Origin of the sequence: Mesorhizobium sp. WSM3873 (assembly GCF_001672445.1) — a bacterium.
In the GTDB taxonomy this organism is placed as follows: Bacteria; Pseudomonadota; Alphaproteobacteria; order Rhizobiales; family Rhizobiaceae; genus Mesorhizobium.
This window is the reverse complement of the sequence record NZ_LYTM01000023.1, coordinates 275090-293772: the sequence shown is the minus strand read 5'-3', so window position 1 is coordinate 293772 and position 18683 is coordinate 275090. Positions and strand designations below refer to the sequence as shown.

The 18683-nt window shown below is 65.1% G+C and carries 16 protein-coding genes; 6 read left to right on the top strand and 10 right to left on the bottom strand.

What is annotated here, in order from left to right; all coding sequences use genetic code 11:
* Positions 1 to 13: 13 nt before the first annotated feature.
* The 3 genes from A9K71_RS17050 to A9K71_RS17040 form a co-directional block, all read right to left on the bottom strand.
* Positions 14 to 490: a DUF2938 domain-containing protein gene (locus tag A9K71_RS17050; RefSeq protein WP_066997991.1), complete on the bottom strand. Its 477-nt coding sequence runs from the start codon at positions 488 to 490 to the stop codon at positions 14 to 16.
* Positions 490 to 972, bottom strand: coding sequence for a peroxiredoxin (locus A9K71_RS17045; RefSeq protein WP_066998201.1), 483 nt, complete (start codon positions 970 to 972; stop codon positions 490 to 492). Before A9K71_RS17045 ends, A9K71_RS17050 begins: the two co-directional genes overlap by 1 nt.
* Positions 973 to 1111: 139 nt before the next feature.
* Complete coding sequence (locus A9K71_RS17040; protein WP_066997988.1) at positions 1112 to 1918, bottom strand: protein-disulfide reductase DsbD domain-containing protein; 807 nt, start codon at positions 1916 to 1918, stop codon at positions 1112 to 1114.
* 128 nt (positions 1919 to 2046) lie between these two features.
* Here A9K71_RS17040 and A9K71_RS17035 point away from each other — a divergent pair, with 128 nt between their 5' ends.
* Entirely contained in the window at positions 2047 to 2655 is a 609-nt protein-coding gene (locus A9K71_RS17035) for a YqgE/AlgH family protein (protein ID WP_066997984.1), read from the top strand.
* A 138-nt stretch (positions 2656 to 2793) separates the two neighbouring features.
* Here the strand turns inward: A9K71_RS17035 and A9K71_RS17030 are convergent, their stop codons facing one another.
* From A9K71_RS17030 to thrC, 4 genes are read right to left on the bottom strand one after another with little or no spacing between them, the layout of a single operon-like run.
* Complete coding sequence (locus A9K71_RS17030) at positions 2794 to 5682, bottom strand: EAL domain-containing protein (protein WP_066997981.1); 2889 nt, start codon at positions 5680 to 5682, stop codon at positions 2794 to 2796.
* 3 nt (positions 5683 to 5685) lie between these two features.
* Complete coding sequence (locus A9K71_RS17025; RefSeq protein WP_066997979.1) at positions 5686 to 6282, bottom strand: GNAT family protein; 597 nt, start codon at positions 6280 to 6282, stop codon at positions 5686 to 5688.
* A 16-nt stretch (positions 6283 to 6298) separates the two neighbouring features.
* The gene (locus A9K71_RS17020) at positions 6299 to 7591 is read right to left on the bottom strand and encodes a pitrilysin family protein (RefSeq protein ID WP_066997977.1); all 1293 of its coding nucleotides are present in this window, start codon (positions 7589 to 7591) and stop codon (positions 6299 to 6301) included.
* 14 nt (positions 7592 to 7605) lie between these two features.
* Positions 7606 to 9003 carry a threonine synthase gene (thrC, locus tag A9K71_RS17015; protein WP_066998199.1) on the bottom strand — a complete coding sequence of 466 codons (1398 nt, stop codon included), beginning with the start codon at positions 9001 to 9003 and terminating at the stop codon, positions 7606 to 7608.
* A gap of 128 nt (positions 9004 to 9131) precedes the next feature.
* On the opposite strand from thrC, the gene A9K71_RS17010 reads away from it, so the two are divergent.
* On the top strand, positions 9132 to 9875 hold the full coding sequence (locus tag A9K71_RS17010) for a hypothetical protein (RefSeq protein WP_066997974.1): 744 nt from the start codon (positions 9132 to 9134) through the stop codon (positions 9873 to 9875).
* A gap of 30 nt (positions 9876 to 9905) precedes the next feature.
* On the opposite strand, the gene A9K71_RS17005 is transcribed toward A9K71_RS17010, so the two are convergent.
* Positions 9906 to 10595, bottom strand: coding sequence for an HAD family phosphatase (locus A9K71_RS17005; protein ID WP_066997971.1), 690 nt, complete (start codon positions 10593 to 10595; stop codon positions 9906 to 9908).
* Positions 10596 to 10770: 175 nt separating this feature from the next.
* Between A9K71_RS17005 and A9K71_RS17000 the strand changes: the two genes are divergently transcribed.
* Positions 10771 to 11904, top strand: a complete 1134-nt coding sequence (locus A9K71_RS17000; RefSeq protein WP_066997968.1) for a site-specific DNA-methyltransferase — start codon at positions 10771 to 10773, stop codon at positions 11902 to 11904.
* Positions 11905 to 11949: 45 nt separating this feature from the next.
* On the opposite strand, the gene A9K71_RS16995 is transcribed toward A9K71_RS17000, so the two are convergent.
* Positions 11950 to 12561: an HAD family phosphatase gene (locus tag A9K71_RS16995; protein ID WP_066997965.1), complete on the bottom strand. Its 612-nt coding sequence runs from the start codon at positions 12559 to 12561 to the stop codon at positions 11950 to 11952.
* A 10-nt stretch (positions 12562 to 12571) separates the two neighbouring features.
* Positions 12572 to 13705, bottom strand: coding sequence for an A/G-specific adenine glycosylase (mutY, locus tag A9K71_RS16990; protein WP_066997962.1), 1134 nt, complete (start codon positions 13703 to 13705; stop codon positions 12572 to 12574).
* A 31-nt stretch (positions 13706 to 13736) separates the two neighbouring features.
* Here mutY and A9K71_RS16985 point away from each other — a divergent pair, with 31 nt between their 5' ends.
* From A9K71_RS16985 to smc, 3 genes are all read left to right on the top strand, one after another.
* Entirely contained in the window at positions 13737 to 14237 is a 501-nt protein-coding gene (locus A9K71_RS16985) for a DUF721 domain-containing protein (RefSeq protein WP_066997959.1), read from the top strand.
* Positions 14238 to 14434: 197 nt separating this feature from the next.
* Positions 14435 to 15163, top strand: a complete 729-nt coding sequence (locus A9K71_RS16980) for a DsbA family protein (protein WP_066997955.1) — start codon at positions 14435 to 14437, stop codon at positions 15161 to 15163.
* Between the two features lie 60 nt (positions 15164 to 15223).
* Positions 15224 to 18682 (top strand): chromosome segregation protein SMC, encoded by a 3459-nt coding sequence (gene smc, locus A9K71_RS16975; protein ID WP_066997952.1) that lies wholly within the window; start codon positions 15224 to 15226, stop codon positions 18680 to 18682.
* The last annotated feature ends 1 nt before the right edge of the window (position 18683 follow it).

Sequence of the window (18683 nt, the reverse complement as noted above, 5' to 3'; positions counted from 1 at the left end):
CGCCTGACGTTCTCTACCGGATCGCCAGCGCCGTGGAGAACAGGCCGAGGGCGAAGACCGTGTGCGAGACGAGGTTGAGCGCGCGCACCAGCATCGGGTTGGGCGTCCTCGACGCTGCCCAGCCGGCGCCCATGCCGGGCGCCAGCAGGAACCAGCCGGCGCCGACGGTGACGATGCCGAGGATGAAGGCCGGCAGGAAGGTCGGCGCCGCCAGCCAGCCCGTTCCCGCCAGCACGACCAGGATCACGCCGTAGAGAATTCCGACGAGATAGTGGAATGTCCAGCCCAGCGCCTTTTCATGCGTATAGGGCGCGGCCTGACTGATATCGTCATGGAAGACCTTCTCGGGCAAATGCCGGACCCAGCGGCCGACCATGCCCCAATTCGGCCGCGGCAGCCCGAACGCCTTGTTGAGGATAATCGCCCAGACGTCCATGAAGACCGTGGCGCCGATGCCGATCGCGATGGCGCGCCAGACGATGTCGAGCATCAGAGCTGCTCGAGGATCTTGGCCGCCCCACTCTCGTCGACACCCGGCTTGGCTTCGACATTGAGCGCCACGACCTTGCTGTCATCGACGATCATCGAAAAGCGCTTCGAGCGCAGCCCCATGCCGTTCGCGGAAAGGTCGTTGTCGAGTCCGACCGACTTGGCGAAATCTCCGCTGCCGTCGGCGAGATAGAGGATCTTGCCTTCGCCACCGGTGAAGCGTGCCCAGGCGCCCATGACATGGACGTCGTTGACCGAGACGACCGCGATAGTGTCGACGCCGCGCGCCACGATGGCGTCGTGGTTCTCGAGATAGCCCGGCAGATGGTTGTTGCTGCAGGTCGGCGTGAAGGCGCCGGGAACGCCGAACAGCACCACCTTCTTGCCGGCGAAAATCTCGGCGCTGGTCATCGGCTTGGCGCCATCGGCGGTCATCACCTTGAAAGTCGCCTCGGGCAGTTTTTCGCCAACCGAAATGGTCATGGTTTCCTCGTTCGGGAGATTGGGAAGGATCTGTGCCTGCGATATCGAACCGGGGCGCATTCCGCAACCGTTCAGAGCAATGCCAGGAAAAGTGCCCAGCGGTTTTCCATTCGGAATTGCGGCTCCACGACGAATTGGCTCAAGGGAAAGGCAGCATCCCGTCCACCGCACCTTCGGCGCTTGTCAGCGTGTAGTAGAGCCCGCCGTCCGTGGGCGTCGCCGACGGCCGGTCGAGGATCGGCACGGTGAAAACAAGCTTGCCGTCCTTCTCGCTGCGCACCGGCGCGCCGAACATATAGTCGCGCTCCCCCGCGATGAAAAAGTCGACGGAATCGGCATCGCCGGGCGAATGCGCCTCGACGATGAGCGTCTCGTGGTCGCCGGGCAGCACGCGGATGCCGAAATCAGGTCGCGCCGGGCCAGGGAGCGTTGCAAGCGCCGTCTTCACCAGCGCCGCGTCGGTGGCGTTGTCCGGATCGGAAGCAGGATCGAGGCTGAGCCTCGTCTGCACCGGAATGCAGATCGTCTCGCAAATGCCGAGAAAGACGTTGGCATCGATCGTCGCCGGCTGGTCGGGCGCCGACAGCGTGAAGGTCACCGGCAGCGATACGGGACGGTCGTAGCCGGCCCATTTGCCGTAACCGTCGTCGTGGCGCTGCGGCGGCGGAAACGACAGCTTTGCATCGGCGATGTTGGTGCTGGCCGAGATGTCGATCTGCGGCGGCACACCGGCGTCACCGGGATCGCGCCAATAGGTTTTCCAGCCTGGCTTAAGCGCGATGTCGAGCACGCCGTGGATCTTGCCCGCCTCGTCCGGCTTGCCGCTGGTCACCAGCCGCACCTTGCCGCCTTCGCTGTTGTACCAGGCCGAGGATGATGCCTCGGCCGGCTGGCCCGCTGCCAGGCCGACGACGGCGCCGAGCGCCACAATTTTCAGGTATCGCATGACCGGTGATTTGATCGCCCGTTCTTGGCCGCGCAATGATTTCATGTTCCTGCAGGTATCATATTTGCGTGACATCGGGCAGCCTGACCATCTTTTCGGCGCCGCGGAAACGGGTTACCCTCAGCTCCATGGACTTGTTGCGTCACAAAAAGAAGACGGCCGGACGCGGCTTTCTCGACGATCAGTTCCTGATTGCCATGCCTGGCATGAAGGACGACCGCTTCACGCGCTCCGTCATCTATATCTGCGCCCACAGCGACGAGGGCGCTATGGGCCTGATCATCAATCAGACGCAGCAGATGCTGTTCCCGGACCTTCTGGTGCAGCTTGGCATCGTGAACGAGCAGGAAGCAATCCGCTTGCCGGCGCATGCCCGCGATTTCGTCGTGCGCAATGGCGGGCCTGTCGACCGCAGCCGCGGCTTCGTGCTGCATTCCGGCGACTATCGCGTGGAATCCTCGCTCAACGTCTCCGACGACATCTGCCTGACCGCTACGGTCGACATCCTGCGCGCCATCTCGACGGGTCGCGGGCCGCGTCATGCGCTGATGGCGCTCGGCTATTCCGGCTGGGGCGCAGGCCAGCTCGAAAGCGAGATCGCCGAGAATGGCTGGCTGACCTGCCCGGCGACGCCTGAGCTGCTGTTCGACGCCGACATCGAGCGCAAATACGATCGCATCCTTGCCTCGATCGGCATCGATCTCGCCCATTTGAGCGCCGCCGCGGGGCACGCTTAAACGCCTTTGCCGACCTGCGGGATCAGTCGAACCCGCCTTGGCTTCGTCATCAGCTCTGAGGAATGGCGGCGCTCTGAGCGTTTAGGGTGATGACGAGTTGGAGGTCACCGCAGTTCGTAAGCGCCGAAGCAACGCCCTCTAAGCCTGCGTGAGCGGGTACTGCTCCCTCAATGTCTTCAGCACCAGTTCGCCGGGCATCGGCGCGCCGAACATGAAGCTCTGGACATATTCGCAGCCCATCTGGCGCAGCTCCAGCGCGTCGCTTTCGTCGGAGATTCCTTCGGCGACGACCGACAGGCCAAGCTCATGGGCCATGTTGACCATGGACTTGAGCAGCACCGCACGTTTCGGCGTTGCGTCGTCGACGAAGCTCTTGTCGATCTTGATCGTGTCGAAGGGGAAGCGCGTCAGGTAGGAGAGCGATGAATAGCCGGTGCCGAAATCGTCGAGCGACAGTCCGATGCCGAGCTGCTTGAGCTTGGTCAGCACATGCGCGGTCTGCTCGGGATTGTCCATCACCAGCGATTCGGTGAGTTCGAGCCGGAAGCAGCGCGGCTTCAAGTTGGCCCGCGCAATGACGGAGCGCACGTCGCTGACCAGGTCGCGGCGGATGAGCTGCCGGCTGGAGAGGTTGACCGAAACCGACAGCGGCGCGTCGCCGATCTGCTTCTGCCAGGCCGCCAGATCCTCGGCCGCCTGCTGCATGGCGAACAGGCCGAGCTGCACGATCAGGCCGCAATTCTCAGCCACCGGGATGAAGTCTCCCGGCGGGATCATGCCGCGCCGCGGATGATCCCATCTGAGCAGCGCCTCGAAGCCGGCGACGCTGCCATCCTCCAGCCGCACGATCGGCTGGTAGGCAAGCGTGAATTCGCGCCGCTCGATGGCGCGGCGAAGGTCCGATTCGAACTGCAGCCGGTCGGTGCCGACGGTGCGGAAGGCCGGCCGGAACGGCTCGATCCTGTCTCCGCCGAAACGCTTGGCCTGATGCATGGCAAGCTCGGCGTCCTTGACCATGTCCTCCGACGAGGTTTGCGCCGTCGTCCAGGTGATCAGGCCGATCGAGGCGGTGAGCACGATCTCGCGCTTGGCAAAGGTGATCGGATTGTTGATCGCATGCTTGATGGCATCGGCCATGGCGGCGATGCGGGCCGGATCCTGTTCCGACAGCAGCATCAGCGCGAACTGGTCGCCGGCAAAGCGCGACAGCGAATCCTTGGGCTTCAAAAGCCGGTGCAGCCGGCGCGCGATGGTCAGCAGGATGGTGTCGCCGGCCGAAATGCCGAGCCCGTCATTGACCTGTTTGAAACGGTCGATGTCGATGACGAAGACGGTCGGGCGCACCTTGTCCTCGGTGCGGGCGATCGAGATGATCGCCTCCAGCCGGTTCATGAACAGCTCGCGGTTAGGCAGGCCGGTCAGGTTGTCGTGCACGGCGTCGTGCAGCAGCCTTTCCTCGGACTTCTTCTGCTCGGTCACGTCGACCATGGTGCCGACGCAGCGGATCACCTCGCCATCCGACCCGATCACGGGACGGGCGCGCAGCGAGAACCAATGATAATGCCCGTCGGCGCCGCGCAGGCGGAAATTCTGGGCCACGCGGCCGCGGCGGTGCTCCAGCACCACGTCCAGCGTGGTGCGGAAGGTGTCGCGGTCGTCGGCATGCAGCACCGGCAGCCAGTTGCGGGCCGCGCCCGAAAGGCTGTTGGGGGCAAGGCCGAGCTGCAGGCTGATGTCGGGCTTGGTCACCACGCGGTCGCGCAGTACGTCCCAGTCCCACACGATGTCGCCCGAGCCGGCGACTGCAAGCGCCTGGCGCTCGAGGTCGGAAAACAGGCCCTGGTGCAGCGCGCCGCCGGCAAAAGCGTGCTGCATCACGGTGAAGCCGATCAACAGGATGATCAGGATCAGGCCGCCGCCGAGCGCCGGCTGGGCGATGTCGTTGTCCAGCATGCCGGTGATCGCCATCCACGAGCCGCATAGCCAGAGCAGCACCATCACCCAGCTCGGCACCAGCATGATCGCGCGGTCATAGCCGCGAATTCCGAGGAAGATGATGAGGCCGAGGCCGGTGAGCGCCGTCGCGGCAAACGAGATGCGGGCGATGCCGGCGGCGACCGCGGGATCGACGATGGCCACGCCGGCAATCAGCAGCAGCCCGAGGATCCAGACCAGCGCGCCATAGCTGAAATGGCCGTGCCATCGGTTGAGGTTGAGATAGGCGAACAGGAACACCACGAAGGTACCCGCCAGCGCCACCTCGGTGCCGGCCCGCCACATCTGCTCGTTGCCGGGCGAGATTTCGATGACCTTGTTGAGGAAGCCGAAATCGACGCAGATATAGGCAAGCACCGCCCAGGCAAGGGCGGCGGTGGCCGGGAACATCGAGGTTCCCTTGACGACGAACAGGATGGTCAGGAACAGCGCCAAGAGGCCGGCGATGCCGATGACGATGCCGCGGAACAGCGTGTAGGAATTGACCGAGTCCTTGTAGGATTCCGGATCCCACAGATAGACCTGCGGCAGCTTGGGCGAGGCGAGTTCGGCAATGAAGGTCACGACCGTTCCGGGGTTGAGCGTCACTCGGAACACATCGGCGTCGGGGCTGGTCTGGCGGTCGAGCGCGAAGCCTTCGCTGGGCGTGATCGCCGCGATGCGCGTCGCGCCGAGATCGGGCCAGAAGATGCCGGAATTCACCAGGCGGAAATGCGGCGCGACGATCAGCCTGTCGAGCTGCTGGTCGGTGGTGTTGGCGAGCGCGAACACCGCCCAGTCGCCGGTCGAGCGCGCGTCATTGGCCTCAACCTCGATGCGCCGCACGATGCCGTCGGGGCCGGGCGCGGTCGAGACCTGGAAATTCTCGCCCTGGTTCCGGTAGATCTCGACTGCGCCCGAAAGGTCGAGCGCCTTGTCGTCGCGGGCAATCTTGATCGGCTCGACGGCCAATGCCGGCGCAACCGCTGAAAGCGTGACGAAGAGCGCCAGGATGAGGGCGAACAGCGACGCGATTCGCGAAAAAGTCGTCACATATCAGCCCTTCGTTCCATCACCCGGCGGATCGTCCGCGATCCGGGCGTAGAGGTAGTGATCCTGCCAGATGCCGTTGATCCGGAGATAGGATCTGAGAAGTCCTTCGCGCCGGAATCCGGCTTTTTCAAGCACGCGGATCGACCGTGCGTTGTCGGGAATACAGGCAGCCTCGATCCGGTGCAACCGCAGCGTATCGAAGGCAAAACGCGACACCACCTTGACCGCGTCGGTCATCAGTCCACGGCCGCCGAAGCGCTCGCCGATCCAGTAGCCGATGTGGCCGCTTTGCGCGACACCGTGGCGGATGTTGCCGAGCGTGATGCCGCCGGCGAGCTTACCGCTCGACTTCTCGAAGATGAAGAAGGCAATGGCCGTGCCTTGCGCATAGTCCTCGCGGTAGCGGCCGATGCGCAGCCGCCAGGCGGTGCGGTCGAGCTCGTCAGGCTGCCAACGCGGCTCCCATGGCTCCAGAAAGGCGCGGCTTTCGCCGCGCAGCGTCGACCATTCGCGGTAGTCGTTGGTCAAAGGCACGCGCAACGTGACCTTTTCGCCCTTCAGTGCCGGCAGGTCGCGGCGAAAGAAAGGAAGCGCGAACACGACTTTGGAACGAAGGTTAGACGGCGAGCCTGCGAGCCGTCGTCTGCGGGCCCGCAAGCGATTCGAGGATCGCCTCGTAGGGCGCCAGCGTGCCCACGGGGCCGACCGCCGTCAGCGTCGGCTTGGTCGAGAACAGCCGCGAGGAGAGATCGGTCAGCCGCTCGACGGTCAGCGCCGCCAGCCGCTCCATCAACTCCTCCTTGGCGATCGGCCGCCCGAACAGCAGCAACTGCCTGGCGATCTGCGAGGCGCGGCTTGCCGGGCTTTCGGCCGACATGATGAGGCCGGCCCGATATTGCGCGCGTGCGCGGTCGAGCTCATCCTGCTGGATGCTTTCCCCGGCCTTCTGCAATTCGTCGATGATGACCGGCACCAGCTTGGCGATATCACTCTGTCCGGTCGCCGCATGCACACCGAAAATGCCGGTGTCGGAAAAGCCCCAGTGGAAGGCATAGACCGAATAGCACAGGCCGCGCTTCTCGCGCACTTCCTGGAACAGCCTCGACGACATGCCGCCGCCGAGGATCATCGACAGCACCTGCGAGGCGTAGAAGTCGCGCACATGGTAGGCGCGGCCCTCGAAGCCGAGCACGATCTGCGCATCCATCAGGTCGCGGTCCTCGCGGAAGTCGCCGCCGACATACTGCGCATATTGCGGGATGTTGCTGGTGGCCTTGGCGCGGAAGCCGCCAAGCTGTCTTTCCACCTCGCGCACGAAATTGTCGTGCTTGATGTCGCCGGCGGCCACGATCACCATGCGCTCGGCGCCATATTGCCGTTCGATGAAATCGTGCAGCTGCCTGGAGGTGAAGGATTTGACCGTCTCCGGCGTGCCGAGGATCGAGCGGCCGATGGTCTGGTGGCGGAAGGCGGTTTCGGTGAAACGGTCGAAGACGATGTCGTCGGGTGTGTCGTGCGCGGCGCCGATCTCCTGCAGGATCACATGCTGCTCGCGCTCCAGTTCCTCCGGATCGAACTCCGATTCCTGCAGGATGTCGGCCAGGATGTCGACCGCGAGCGGCACGTCGGCGGAAAGCACCCTGGCGTAGTAGGACGTCGTCTCGACGCTGGTGGCGGCGTTGATCTCGCCGCCGACATTCTCGATTTCCGAGGCGATCTCGAAGGCGCTGCGCCGTTTCGTTCCCTTGAAAGCCATGTGCTCGAGCAGATGGGCCATGCCGTGCTCTTCGTCGCGTTCATTGCGTGCGCCCGACTTGACCCAGGCGCCAAGGGCAACGGATTCGAGGCTTGGAAGGGTTTCGGTGGCGACCGTCAGGCCGTTCGACAGACGGCTTACCTCAACACCCATATGGCAACTACTCCCTAACGGGCCGCCCGCGTGTGGCGGCTCACGTATTCTTCCACCATTTTCAGCTCGGATGGAAGTATGGTGTACTTTTCGTCGGCTGTCATCAAGCCGGCGAGCCAAGCGGGCAGCGCTGGCGTAACGCCGCTGGCGGCCTCGACCGCCGCCGGGAATTTGGCCGGATGCGCGGTGCCGAGAACCACCATGGGCACGGCGCCCGACATATGGCGGGCCGCAACGTGCATAGCGGCGGCCGTGTGCGGATCGAGCAGATAGCTGCTCGCTTCAAGCGTCTGGCGGATGGTTGCCGCGACCTCGTCGACGCTGGCGCGGCCGGCGTCGAACTCCGCACGGATCCTCGCCATTTCGCCCGCTTCGACGGTAAAGGCGCCGGACTGCTTCAGCCCGTTCATGTAGCGCCTGACCGTCGCGGCATCCCGGCCCGCCGCCTCGAACAGCAGGCGCTCGAAGTTCGAGGACACCTGGATGTCCATCGACGGCGAGGTGGTGGCGAACACGCCCTTGGTGCGGTATTCGCCGCTTGCAAGCGTGCGGGCCAATATGTCGTTGTCGTTGGTGGCGATGATCAGCCGCTCGACCGGCAGCCCCATTCGCTTGGCGGCATAACCGGCGAAAATATCGCCGAAATTGCCGGTCGGCACGGTGAATGACACCGGCCGGTCGGGCGCGCCCAGCGACAGCGCCGAGGAGAAGTAATAGACGATCTGGGCCATGATGCGGGCCCAGTTGATCGAATTGACGCCCGACAGCGACACCCTGTCGCGGAAGCCGTGGTCGTTGAACATGTCCTTCACCAGGCCCTGGCAATCGTCGAAATTGCCTTCGATCGACAGCGCATGGACGTTCGCCGCGCTCGACGTCGTCATCTGCCGCTGCTGCACCGGCGAGACCTTGCCGTTGGGGAAAAGGATGAAGATATCGGTGCGGTCGCGGCCGGCAAAGGCGTCTATTGCCGCGCCCCCGGTGTCGCCGGAGGTGGCGCCGACGATGGTCGCGCGGTTGCCCCGTTCGACCAGCACATGGTCCATCAGCCGCGCGAGCAGCTGCATCGCCACGTCCTTGAAAGCCAGCGTCGGGCCGTGGAAGAGCTCGAGGATGAAGGTGTTTTTGCCCGTCTGCACCAGCGGGCAGACCGCATCGTGCCGGAAAGTCGCGTAGGCTTCACGCACCAGCCGTTCGAAGACGGGTGCGGCGATCTCGCCGCCGAGGAAGGGTGTCAAGACGCGGATGGCAAGGTCGGGATAGGCGAGGCCGCGCATGGCGCGAATATTGGCGGACGAGAACTGCGGCCATTCGCGCGGCAGGTAAAGCCCGCCGTCGCGCGCCAGTCCGGCCAGCACCGCGTCCGAAAATCCAAGCACGGGCGCATCCCCGCGGGTACTCACATATTGCATCGTCAAGAACCCATTGCTGCCGGCCGCGTCATCCACGGCAAATTGGTTAATTTTCCGAGCCGGCTCAGTCGCATTTTCGCCGCGGCGTTGATATACGTCACCGGCTTTGTGAGAGGGAAGTGCAGTTCATGAGGTTTTATTCGGTCAACCGCCGTGTTGTCGCGGGTCTGGCGCTCACCGGCTTTATGCTTGCCGCCGCAGGCTGCCAATCGAGCGACAATGGCATTTTGAACTTCGGCTTCAGCAAGAAGGACCCGACCGCGCCGCCACCGCCGCAGGACCCCAAGGTGCTTGCCAGCCAGTTGCGCGCCTACTGCCCGAAAGTGACGCTGCGCGACGGCACCGCCTTCTTCAATACCTATGCCAAGGGCGCCGCCGCCAAGACGAAGAAAAAGAAAGTCGATGCCGCGGCGGACGCTGAAGCCGAGGCAGCCGCAGCCGCACAGACCGGACCGAACGGTCAACCCGTCGACCCCAATCGCGATCCCGCCAAGATCATTTACCAGGCCTCGATCACCGACGTGACGCGCGACTGCACTCACGAAAACGGCCAGCTGACGATGAAGATCGCGGTGGCCGGCAAGGTCGTGCCGGGACCGCTGTTCACGCCCGGTACCGTGACGATGCCGATCCGCATCGCGGTCCAACATGGGCCTGACGTGCTCTATTCGCAGCTTCATCAGTATCAGGTGCAGGTCACCGATCCGTCTGCCGCGACGCAATTCGTCTTCACCGACACCAACGTCGTAGTGCCGGAGCCGACCGCCCGCGACTACCAAGCCTATGCCGGCTATGACGAGAACGCGCCGGCAGCGACGGACAAGTCCAAAGCCAAGAGGAAGAAGCGCGTCGCCGCGGCGGCGACAAACTGATCTTGTTCGCCGCCAATCGCGCTTCCGCGGTTAAGCGTCCTCCGACCACTCCGACAATGCCGCAATTGTGCTGCCGAGTTCCGCCAAACGGCGGATGACGGTTTCGGCGCCCGCTTCGGTCAGCGAGTCGGCATGGCCGGGATAGCTGTGCCCCGCGCCGGTGAAGCCGATGACGCGCATGCCCGCCGTCCTGGCGCCGGTGACGCCGTGCACCGAATCCTCGATGACGAAAGTGTTCTTCGGGTTGGCGCCGAGCTGTTCGGCGGCATAGAGGAACACGTCCGGTGCCGGCTTGGTCTTCTTGCTGGGGATGTCGAGCCCCGAAAAGATGCGGCCGGCGAAGAAGGGCAGCAGGCGCACCTTTTCAAGCATGAACTCGATCCGCTCGGTGCGCGAATTGGAGCAGACGGCGCGCGGCGTGGTCACCGCCGCCACCGCCTCGCGTGCGCCGTCGATGATGCGCACGTCGCTGCGCAGCTTGCGATCGACGAGTTCCTCGGCGCGGTCGATCAGCGAGGCCTGGAAGGGAAGGTGAGATTTTTCCTCGACCCGCATCAGGATGTCCTTGAAGGTCAGCCCGGCATAGGTCTCGGCAAGCTCCTCCGCCGAAATTTCGTATCCGGCCGATGTCAGAAGCTCGGCCTCGACGCGCGCGGCGATGATTTCGGAATCGACGAGCACGCCGTCGCAATCAAAGATGACAAGGTCTGGCTGGGGCATGGCAATCCGAAGCTGGGAGGAAAATGGCCTGACTGGCCCAAGCGGCGCGGCATACACCAATGGGCCGATGTTCGCAAATCAGTGGCGCAGGCTCTCGCCCGACCTTCACCGAATGTTTACGCTGATCGGTAACCATAACGGCTAGTAAACCGTAACGCGTGCTTTGGGTGTTTTGATGTCTGCCGTGCGTCTTCTCGACGAGCTTTCCCACGCTCCCCAGCAGTCCGAATGGCTGGACACGATCCTCAAAGGCGATTGCGTCGCCGCCCTCGACAGGCTGCCCGAAAAGTCGATCGACGTCATCTTCGCCGATCCGCCTTACAACCTGCAACTCGACGGCGACCTGCATCGGCCCGACCAGTCCAAGGTGGACGCCGTCGACGACGACTGGGACCGGTTCGAGAGTTTTGAGGCCTATGACGCCTTCACCCGCGCCTGGCTGCTTGCCGCGCGACGCGTGCTGAAGCCCAATGGCACGATCTGGGTGATTGGCTCCTACCACAACATCTTCCGCGTCGGTGCCAGGATGCAGGATCTCGGCTTCTGGATCCTGAACGACGTCGTCTGGCGCAAGACCAACCCGATGCCGAATTTCCGCGGCCGCCGCTTCCAGAACGCCCATGAGACGATGATCTGGGCCTCGCGCGACCAGAAGTCCAAGGGCTACACCTTCAACTACGAAGCGCTGAAGGCCTCGAATGACGATTTGCAGATGCGCTCGGACTGGCTGTTCCCGATCTGCACCGGCGCCGAGCGCCTGAAAGACGAGAACGGCAACAAGCTGCATCCCACGCAGAAGCCGGAAGCGCTGCTGGCCCGCATCATGATGGCCTCGACCAAGCCGGGCGATGTCGTGCTCGATCCCTTCTTCGGCTCCGGCACCACAGGCGCCGTCGCCAAGCGCCTCGGCCGCCACTTCGTCGGCATCGAGCGCGAGCAATCCTACATCGATGCCGCCAATGAGCGCATCGCCGCCGTGCGCCCGCTGGATGAGGCCGACCTCACCGTGCTCTCCGGCAAGCGCGCCGAGCCGCGCGTCGCCTTCATAAGCCTGATCGACACCGGCCTGGTGACCCCCGGCGTCACGCTCTACGACGCCAAGAAGCGCTGGGCGGCCAAGGTGCGCGCCGACGGCACGCTGGCCATCGGCGACAGCGCCGGCTCGATCCACAAGATCGGCGCCGAGGTGCAGGGTTTGGACGCCTGCAACGGCTGGACCTTCTGGCACTATGAGCGCAGCGGCGGCCTCACCCCGATCGACGAATTGCGCCGCATCGCCCGCCTCGGAATGGAGCGGGCAGGCGGCTGATCCGCTTGAATCGAAAGCTCAACCGATTGCTGCAAGTGGTTCAGTTCAGGCCGCAATCCCGAGCCGTTCAAGATCCGCTTGAAGCGCCTTGGCATCGGTGAACAGCACCGCCTGCCAGCCGGCGGCCTTGGCGCCGTCGACATTCTTCTGGCTGTCGTCGATGAAGAGTGTGGCGGCCGGCTCCAGGTCGAAGGATGCGACGTGACGGTCGTAGATGGCCTGGTCCGGCTTGATCAGGCCGATCTCGCCCGAGACGGTGACGCCGCGCGGCCGATTGAGAAAGTCGAAGCGCCGGCGGGCTTCGGCGAATGTGTCGGCGGCGAAATTGGTCAGCATGGTCACATCGCGGCCCCTGTCGATAAGGCTGACCATGATGGCGACGCTGTCGTCATAGGCATGCGGCACCATCTCGTGCCAGCAGCGGCGGAAGTTGCGGATGTTCTCGGCGTGATCGGGGTGTTCGGCGATCAGCAGCGCCTCGGCCTCTTGCCAGGTGCGGCCGCGATCCTGCTCGATGTTCCAGGCGCTGGTGCAGACGTTGTCGAAGAACCATTTCCGCTCCTCGGCATCCGGGATCAGCCGGCTGAACGGAAGGTCCGGATCGTAGTGGATCAGCACCTTGCCGATGTCGAACACGATGTGGCGGATGTCAGTCATTGCGGTCCTTTCAACGCGGGCGCTGCGGGGCTTGCTTTTTGGTTGCGCCCGGTATCGCTGCCTCGATTACCTTTTTCATGACGGTCGGCAGCGCTTCCCCGGAAATTTCGTGGGCTAGCGACCAGAAATGCCCGTTGGGCGCATCACCCCTGATGTGGGCATGGAAGACGTCGAGTTCGAGCGCGAAATGGGTGAAGACATGGCCGATCCGCCCGGCGCGCCGCCAGTCGGCCGGAAGGGGCGCTGCGTCCGCCGTCGTAGCGCCGTCGGCCCGCGCCGTCCATGCCGTGGTCGGCACCTCGGTCATGCCGCCGAGCAGCCCCTTGTCCGGCCGTTTGCGCAGCAGGATGGCGCCGTCATCGCGTTGAGCGACAAAGGCAGCACCGCGCCTGAGCGGCTTGTCGCCCTTGGGCAGGCGGACTGGAAAACGCTCCGGATCGCCTGACAGGATCGCGCTGCAATCCTCGCGCAGCGGGCACAGCATGCAGCGCGGCCGCCGCGGCGTGCAGATCGTTGCGCCGAGATCCATCATCGCCTGGGCGAAATCGCCGGGCCTTGCACGTGGCACGAGCTTCTCGACCAGCGCGCGGATTTCCGGCTTGGCCTCGCTGAGCGGCGTCTCCACCGAATAGAGCCGCGAGATGACACGCTCGACGTTGCCGTCGACGACTGCGGCAGGCCGGTCGAAGGCGATCGCCGCGATGGCGGCCGCCGTGTAGGCGCCGATGCCCGGCAATTCCTTCAATCCGGCCTCGGTGTCGGGAAAGCGGCCCCCCCGCTGCGCCACGAGATCGGCGCAGGCTTTGAGATTGCGTGCCCTCGAGTAATAGCCGAGCCCGGCCCAGGCCTTCATGACGTCCTCGGCCGGCTCTGCCGCCAGCGCCTCGACGGTCGGCCATTTCTCGACAAACGTCCGGAAATAGGCTTTCACCGCCTCGACCGTGGTCTGCTGCAGCATGACCTCGGAGAGCCAGACGCGATAAGGGTCGGGTTTTGTCCCACGCGAGAACGCACTCGGCGTCACGCGCCAGGGCAGGTCGCGGTGATGCGCGTCGTACCAGGCAAGCAGGCGGACGGCGATGCTGCTATCTCCGGATACGCACTTCTCGGCTGCGGCCTTGCGGGTCTGGTCTTGCGGTGCCATTGATCGGGTGAGTTAGGATCGGAGAACGCACATGGCAGGGAAAAGGCCCTTCGGCAATCCCGTTCCGGTGAGCGATCTCGCTACCGAGATCCTCGATCCTGTCCTGAAGAAGCGCGCCGGCATCTCGATCGGACTGGTGCAGTCCTGGGAAGAGATCGCCGGGCCGCGCCTGGCCAGCCACTCGCGCCCGGAAAAGATCCAGTGGCCGCGCCGCCTGCATCAGGACGATCCGTTCGAGCCGGCGGTGCTGATCATTGCCTGCGAAGGCATGGCGGCGCTGCATCTTCAGCATGAGGCGGGCGAGGTCATCAACCGCGTCAACGCCTTCCTGGGTTTCAACGCCATAGGCCGCATCAAGATCCTGCAGAAGCCGGTCCTTTCGGCGAAAGCGCGGCCGAAACCGCAACCGCGGCCTCTCAGCGAGGCCGAGAAATCGAAGCTGGCGCGAACGGTCGGCAAGATCGAGGATGATGGCTTGCGCGCTTCGCTCGAGCGGCTCGGCGCGACCATCCTCGGACAAAAAAAGCCCTGAGCATGTCTCCCGAAAGTTCCGGCGGTTTCGGGAAAAGTCGTGGAGCTCGCTGCAAAATTGTCGTCAATATCGCATATTCGTGATCGCGCCCGAAAAATTTGGCGATTGGATTGGGGATGCCGATGCCTTAATTCGCGCCAACTCTCGCCTTTTCTAGCCCTTGCATTGCAAAATCCAACCGATATCAGGTGATTCGCATGAACCGCTCTTTGTCTCGCAGAAACCTTCTGACCACGCTGGCCGCCGTTCCGGCAGCGGCGCTGCTTGCCGCGTGCAGCGACTCGGGCGAAGAGGCAAAGGCGGCCGATGTGAAGCCCGCCAATCCGTCGACGCCAGCCAAGCCTGCCACGCCCGCGGCCGCTCAGGTGCCGGAAGCGCAGGGCACCGTCGACATGGCGGAACTGCTCAAGCCCGGCGCTTTGCCCGACAAGCAGCTCGGCAAGGACGACGCCAAGGTCACCATCGTCGAATATGCCTCGATGACCTGCCCGCATTGCGCGCATTTCAACGACACAACCTTCCCTGAGCTGAAGTCGAAATACATCGACACCGGCAAGGTGCGCTACATCCTGCGCGAATTCCCCTTCGACCCGAGCGCCGAGGCCGGCTTCATGCTGGCACGCTGCGCCAAGGACAACTATTTCGCCATGGTGGACGTGTTGTTCAAGCAGCAGCCGAGCTGGGTCGGCGTCAGCAACACCAAGGAAGCGCTGCTGCAGATTTCCAAGCTCGCCGGTTTTACACAGGAGTCATTTGAGGCCTGCTTGACGGACCAGAAGCTTCTGGACGATGTGAGAGCAGTCCAGAAACGCGGAGCGGACGAGTTCAAGGTCGACTCGACGCCGACCTTCTTCATCAACGGAAAGACCTACAAAGGGGCGATGTCGATTGAGGAAATGTCGGCCATCATCGACCCTCTGCTCTGACGTCCAGGCCGCGCCGAAGCTGCTTGACTTCGGCATATTGGTCTTTGCGGAGCGGCGCGAATGAAGTTTTCGCGCCTTCGCCTCCTCGGTTTCAAGTCCTTCGTCGAGCCCGGCGAGTTCGTCATCGAACGCGGGCTGACCGGCATTGTCGGGCCGAACGGCTGCGGCAAGTCCAACCTTGTCGAGGCGCTGCGCTGGGTGATGGGCGAAAGCTCCTACAAGAACATGCGCGCGTCCGGCATGGACGACGTGATCTTTTCCGGCTCCGGCGCGCGGCCGGCGCGCAACACCGCCGAAGTCACGCTCTTCCTCGACAATTCGGACCGCACGGCGCCCGCCGCCTTCAACGACGCCGATGAATTGCAGGTGTCGCGCCGCATCGAGCGCGAGGCGGGCTCGCTCTACCGCATCAACGGCAAGGAAGCGCGCGCCAAGGACGTGCAGCTGCTCTTCGCCGACCAGTCGACCGGCGCTCGCTCGCCCTCCATGGTCGGCCAGGGCCGCATCGGCGAGCTGATCCAGGCCAAGCCCCAGGCGCGCCGGGCGCTGCTCGAAGAAGCCGCCGGTATCTCCGGCCTGCACACGCGCCGGCACGAGGCGGAGCTTCGGCTGAAGGCGGCCGAACAAAACCTCGAACGGCTGGACGATGTCGTCGGCGAGTTGGAAAGCCAGATCGACAGCCTGAAGCGCCAGGCGCGCCAGGCCTCGCGCTTCAAGAACCTGTCGGCCGACATCCGCAAGGCCGAGGCGACGCTTCTGCATCTGCGCTGGACACTGGCCAAAACCCAGGAAGGCGAAGCGCGTTCGGCGCTTGCCGTTGCCACCACGCTGGTCGGTGACCGCGCCGCAGCCCAGATGGCCGCTGCGAGGGAGCAGGGCATCGCCGCCCACCGCCTGCCCGACCTGCGCGACGCCGAAGCGGCCGCAGCGGCGGCCTTTCAGCGCCTGTCGATCGCCAAAACGCAGATCGAAGAAGAGGCCGGCCGCATCCGCTCGCGCCAGGCGGAGCTGGAGCGGCGCCTGCAACAGCTCGATGCAGACATCGCCCGCGAGGAGCGGATGGTGCGCGACAATGCCGACATTCTCGAGCGTCTCCGCGCCGAGGAAGCCGAGCTCAATTCGGACAATGCAGGTGCTGCCGAGCGCGAAGCCACCACCCGCGCCGCCTTCGAGCAGGCAGGCGCGACGCTCTCGCAGAGCGAAGCAAGACTTGCCGCGCTGACTGCCGAACGCGCCGAGGCGGCCGCGTCGCGCCACCAGATCGAGCGCACTTTGCGTGAGACCGCCGAGCGCCGCGACCGCTTCGCTCGCCAGCTTGCCGAGGTCGATCGCGAGCTCTCCGATATTGTGGCGCGCATTTCCGGCCTGCCCGATCCCGCCGAGAAGCGGCTGCTGGTCGAGGACGCGCTTGCCCGGCTGGAAGAGAGCGAGCTAGGCGCCATCGCCGCCGAGCAGGCGGTCGCCGAAGCGCGCGCCGCCGAAAGTGCTGCCCGTCCGCCTCTGCAGGATGCCAAGGCCGAATTGCAGCGCATCGAGACGGAAGCGCGCACGCTGGCCAAGATACTCAACGCCGCGAGCGGCGATCTCTTCCCCTCGGTGCTGGAGCAGATCAGCGTCGAGCGCGGCTACGAGACGGCACTTGGCGCCGCGCTCGGCGAGGACCTCGACGTGCCGCTCGACCGCAGCGCCCCGGTGCATTGGGGTGAGAGCGCGGTTCAACCGGGTGACGCGGCGCTGCCCGAAGGCGTGAGGAGCCTGGCGAGTGTGGTCCGCGCGCCGGCACAGCTTGCCCGCCGCCTGGCGCAGATCGGCATCGTCGACGCCGCCGATGGCCGTCGCCTTCAAGCGCAGCTCGCGCCCGGCCAGCGGCTGGTCAGCCGCGACGGCGCGCTCTGGCGCTGGGACGGCTTGACGGCCAGCGCCGATGCGCCGACCGCTGCCGCGCAGCGGCTGGCGCAGAAGAACCGCCTGGCGGAGCTCGATGCCGAGGCCGTGCAGGCGACCCGCGTCGTGCGCGAGGCCGAGGAGGCGCTGACGCGCGCCGAGCAGGCGATGCGCCAGGCGAGCGAGGCCGAGCGCAACGCGCGTCAGGCCGGCCGCGATGCCCAGCACGCACTGGACGCCGCCCGTAACGCGCTGGCCGAGGCCGAGAAGGCCGGCGGCGAGCTGGCGAGCCGCCGTGCTGCCTTGGATGACGCCCGCGCGCGCATCGTCGACAGCCATGAAGAGACGCAAGCCGCTTTCCTCGAAGCCGAGGAGATGCTCAGGGACGCGCCCGATCTCGGCGACCTGCAGCTCCAGCTCGAGCAGGCCTCCGCCAGTGTAGCTCGCGACCGCGCCACGCTTGCCGATACGCGCGCCGTGCATGACGGCCTGCGGCGCGAGGCCGAAGCGCGCATGCGCCGGCTCGACGCGATCGGCACCGAGCGCAAGAACTGGCTGGAGCGGGCCGAAAACGCCTCGACGCAGATCGCCGCGCTTGGCGAGCGCAAGGCTGAGGCCGAAGCTGAGCGCGAGCGGCTGGCCGACGCGCCCGACGAGATCGACGCCAAGCGCCGTGCGCTCTTGAGTCAGCTTTCCGAGGCCGAGGCGCTGCGCCAGGCCGCCGGCGATCGCCTGCAGGAAGCAGAGACCAAGCAGGCCGAGCTGGACAAGGCGGCGACCGCGGCGATCCAGTCGCTTGCCGAAGCGCGCGAGACCCGCGTCCGCGCCGAGGAGCGGCTGACCGCAGCCGACGAACGGCGCGCCGAGGTCGAGGCGCGCATCCAGGAAGCGCTGAACACGCCGCCGCATCTCGTCATCAAGCATACCGGGCTAGAGACCGACGACCCGATGCCGGACATGGCCGAGGTCGAGCGCCAGCTCGACCGGCTGAAGATCGAGCGCGAGCGGCTCGGGGCCGTCAATCTGCGCGCCGAGGAAGAACAGAGGGAGCTGTCGGACCGCCTGGAAATCATCGTGTCCGAGCGCGAGGACATCATAGAGGCGATCAGAAAACTGCGCCAAGCGATCCAGAGCCTCAACCGCGAGGGCCGTGAACGCCTGCTGTCGGCCTTTGAGGTGGTCAACGGCCATTTCCAGCGGCTGTTTGCACATCTCTTCGGTGGCGGCACGGCCGAATTGCAGCTGATCGAGTCCGAAGATCCGCTGGAAGCCGGCCTCGAAATCCTCGCCCGGCCGCCCGGCAAGAAGCCGCAGACCATGACGCTGCTCTCCGGCGGCGAGCAGGCGCTCACCGCCATGTCGCTGATCTTCGCCGTCTTCCTTACCAACCCGGCGCCGATCTGCGTCCTCGACGAGGTCGACGCCCCGCTCGACGACCACAATGTCGAGCGCTTCTGCAACCTGATGGACGAGATGTCGAAAACGACGGAAACCCGCTTCGTCATCATCACCCACAACCCGATCACCATGGCGCGCATGGACCGCCTGTTCGGCGTCACCATGGCCGAGCAGGGCGTCAGCCAGCTGGTCTCGGTCGACCTGCAGGCCGCTGAGGCGCTGCGCGAGGCGAGTTGAG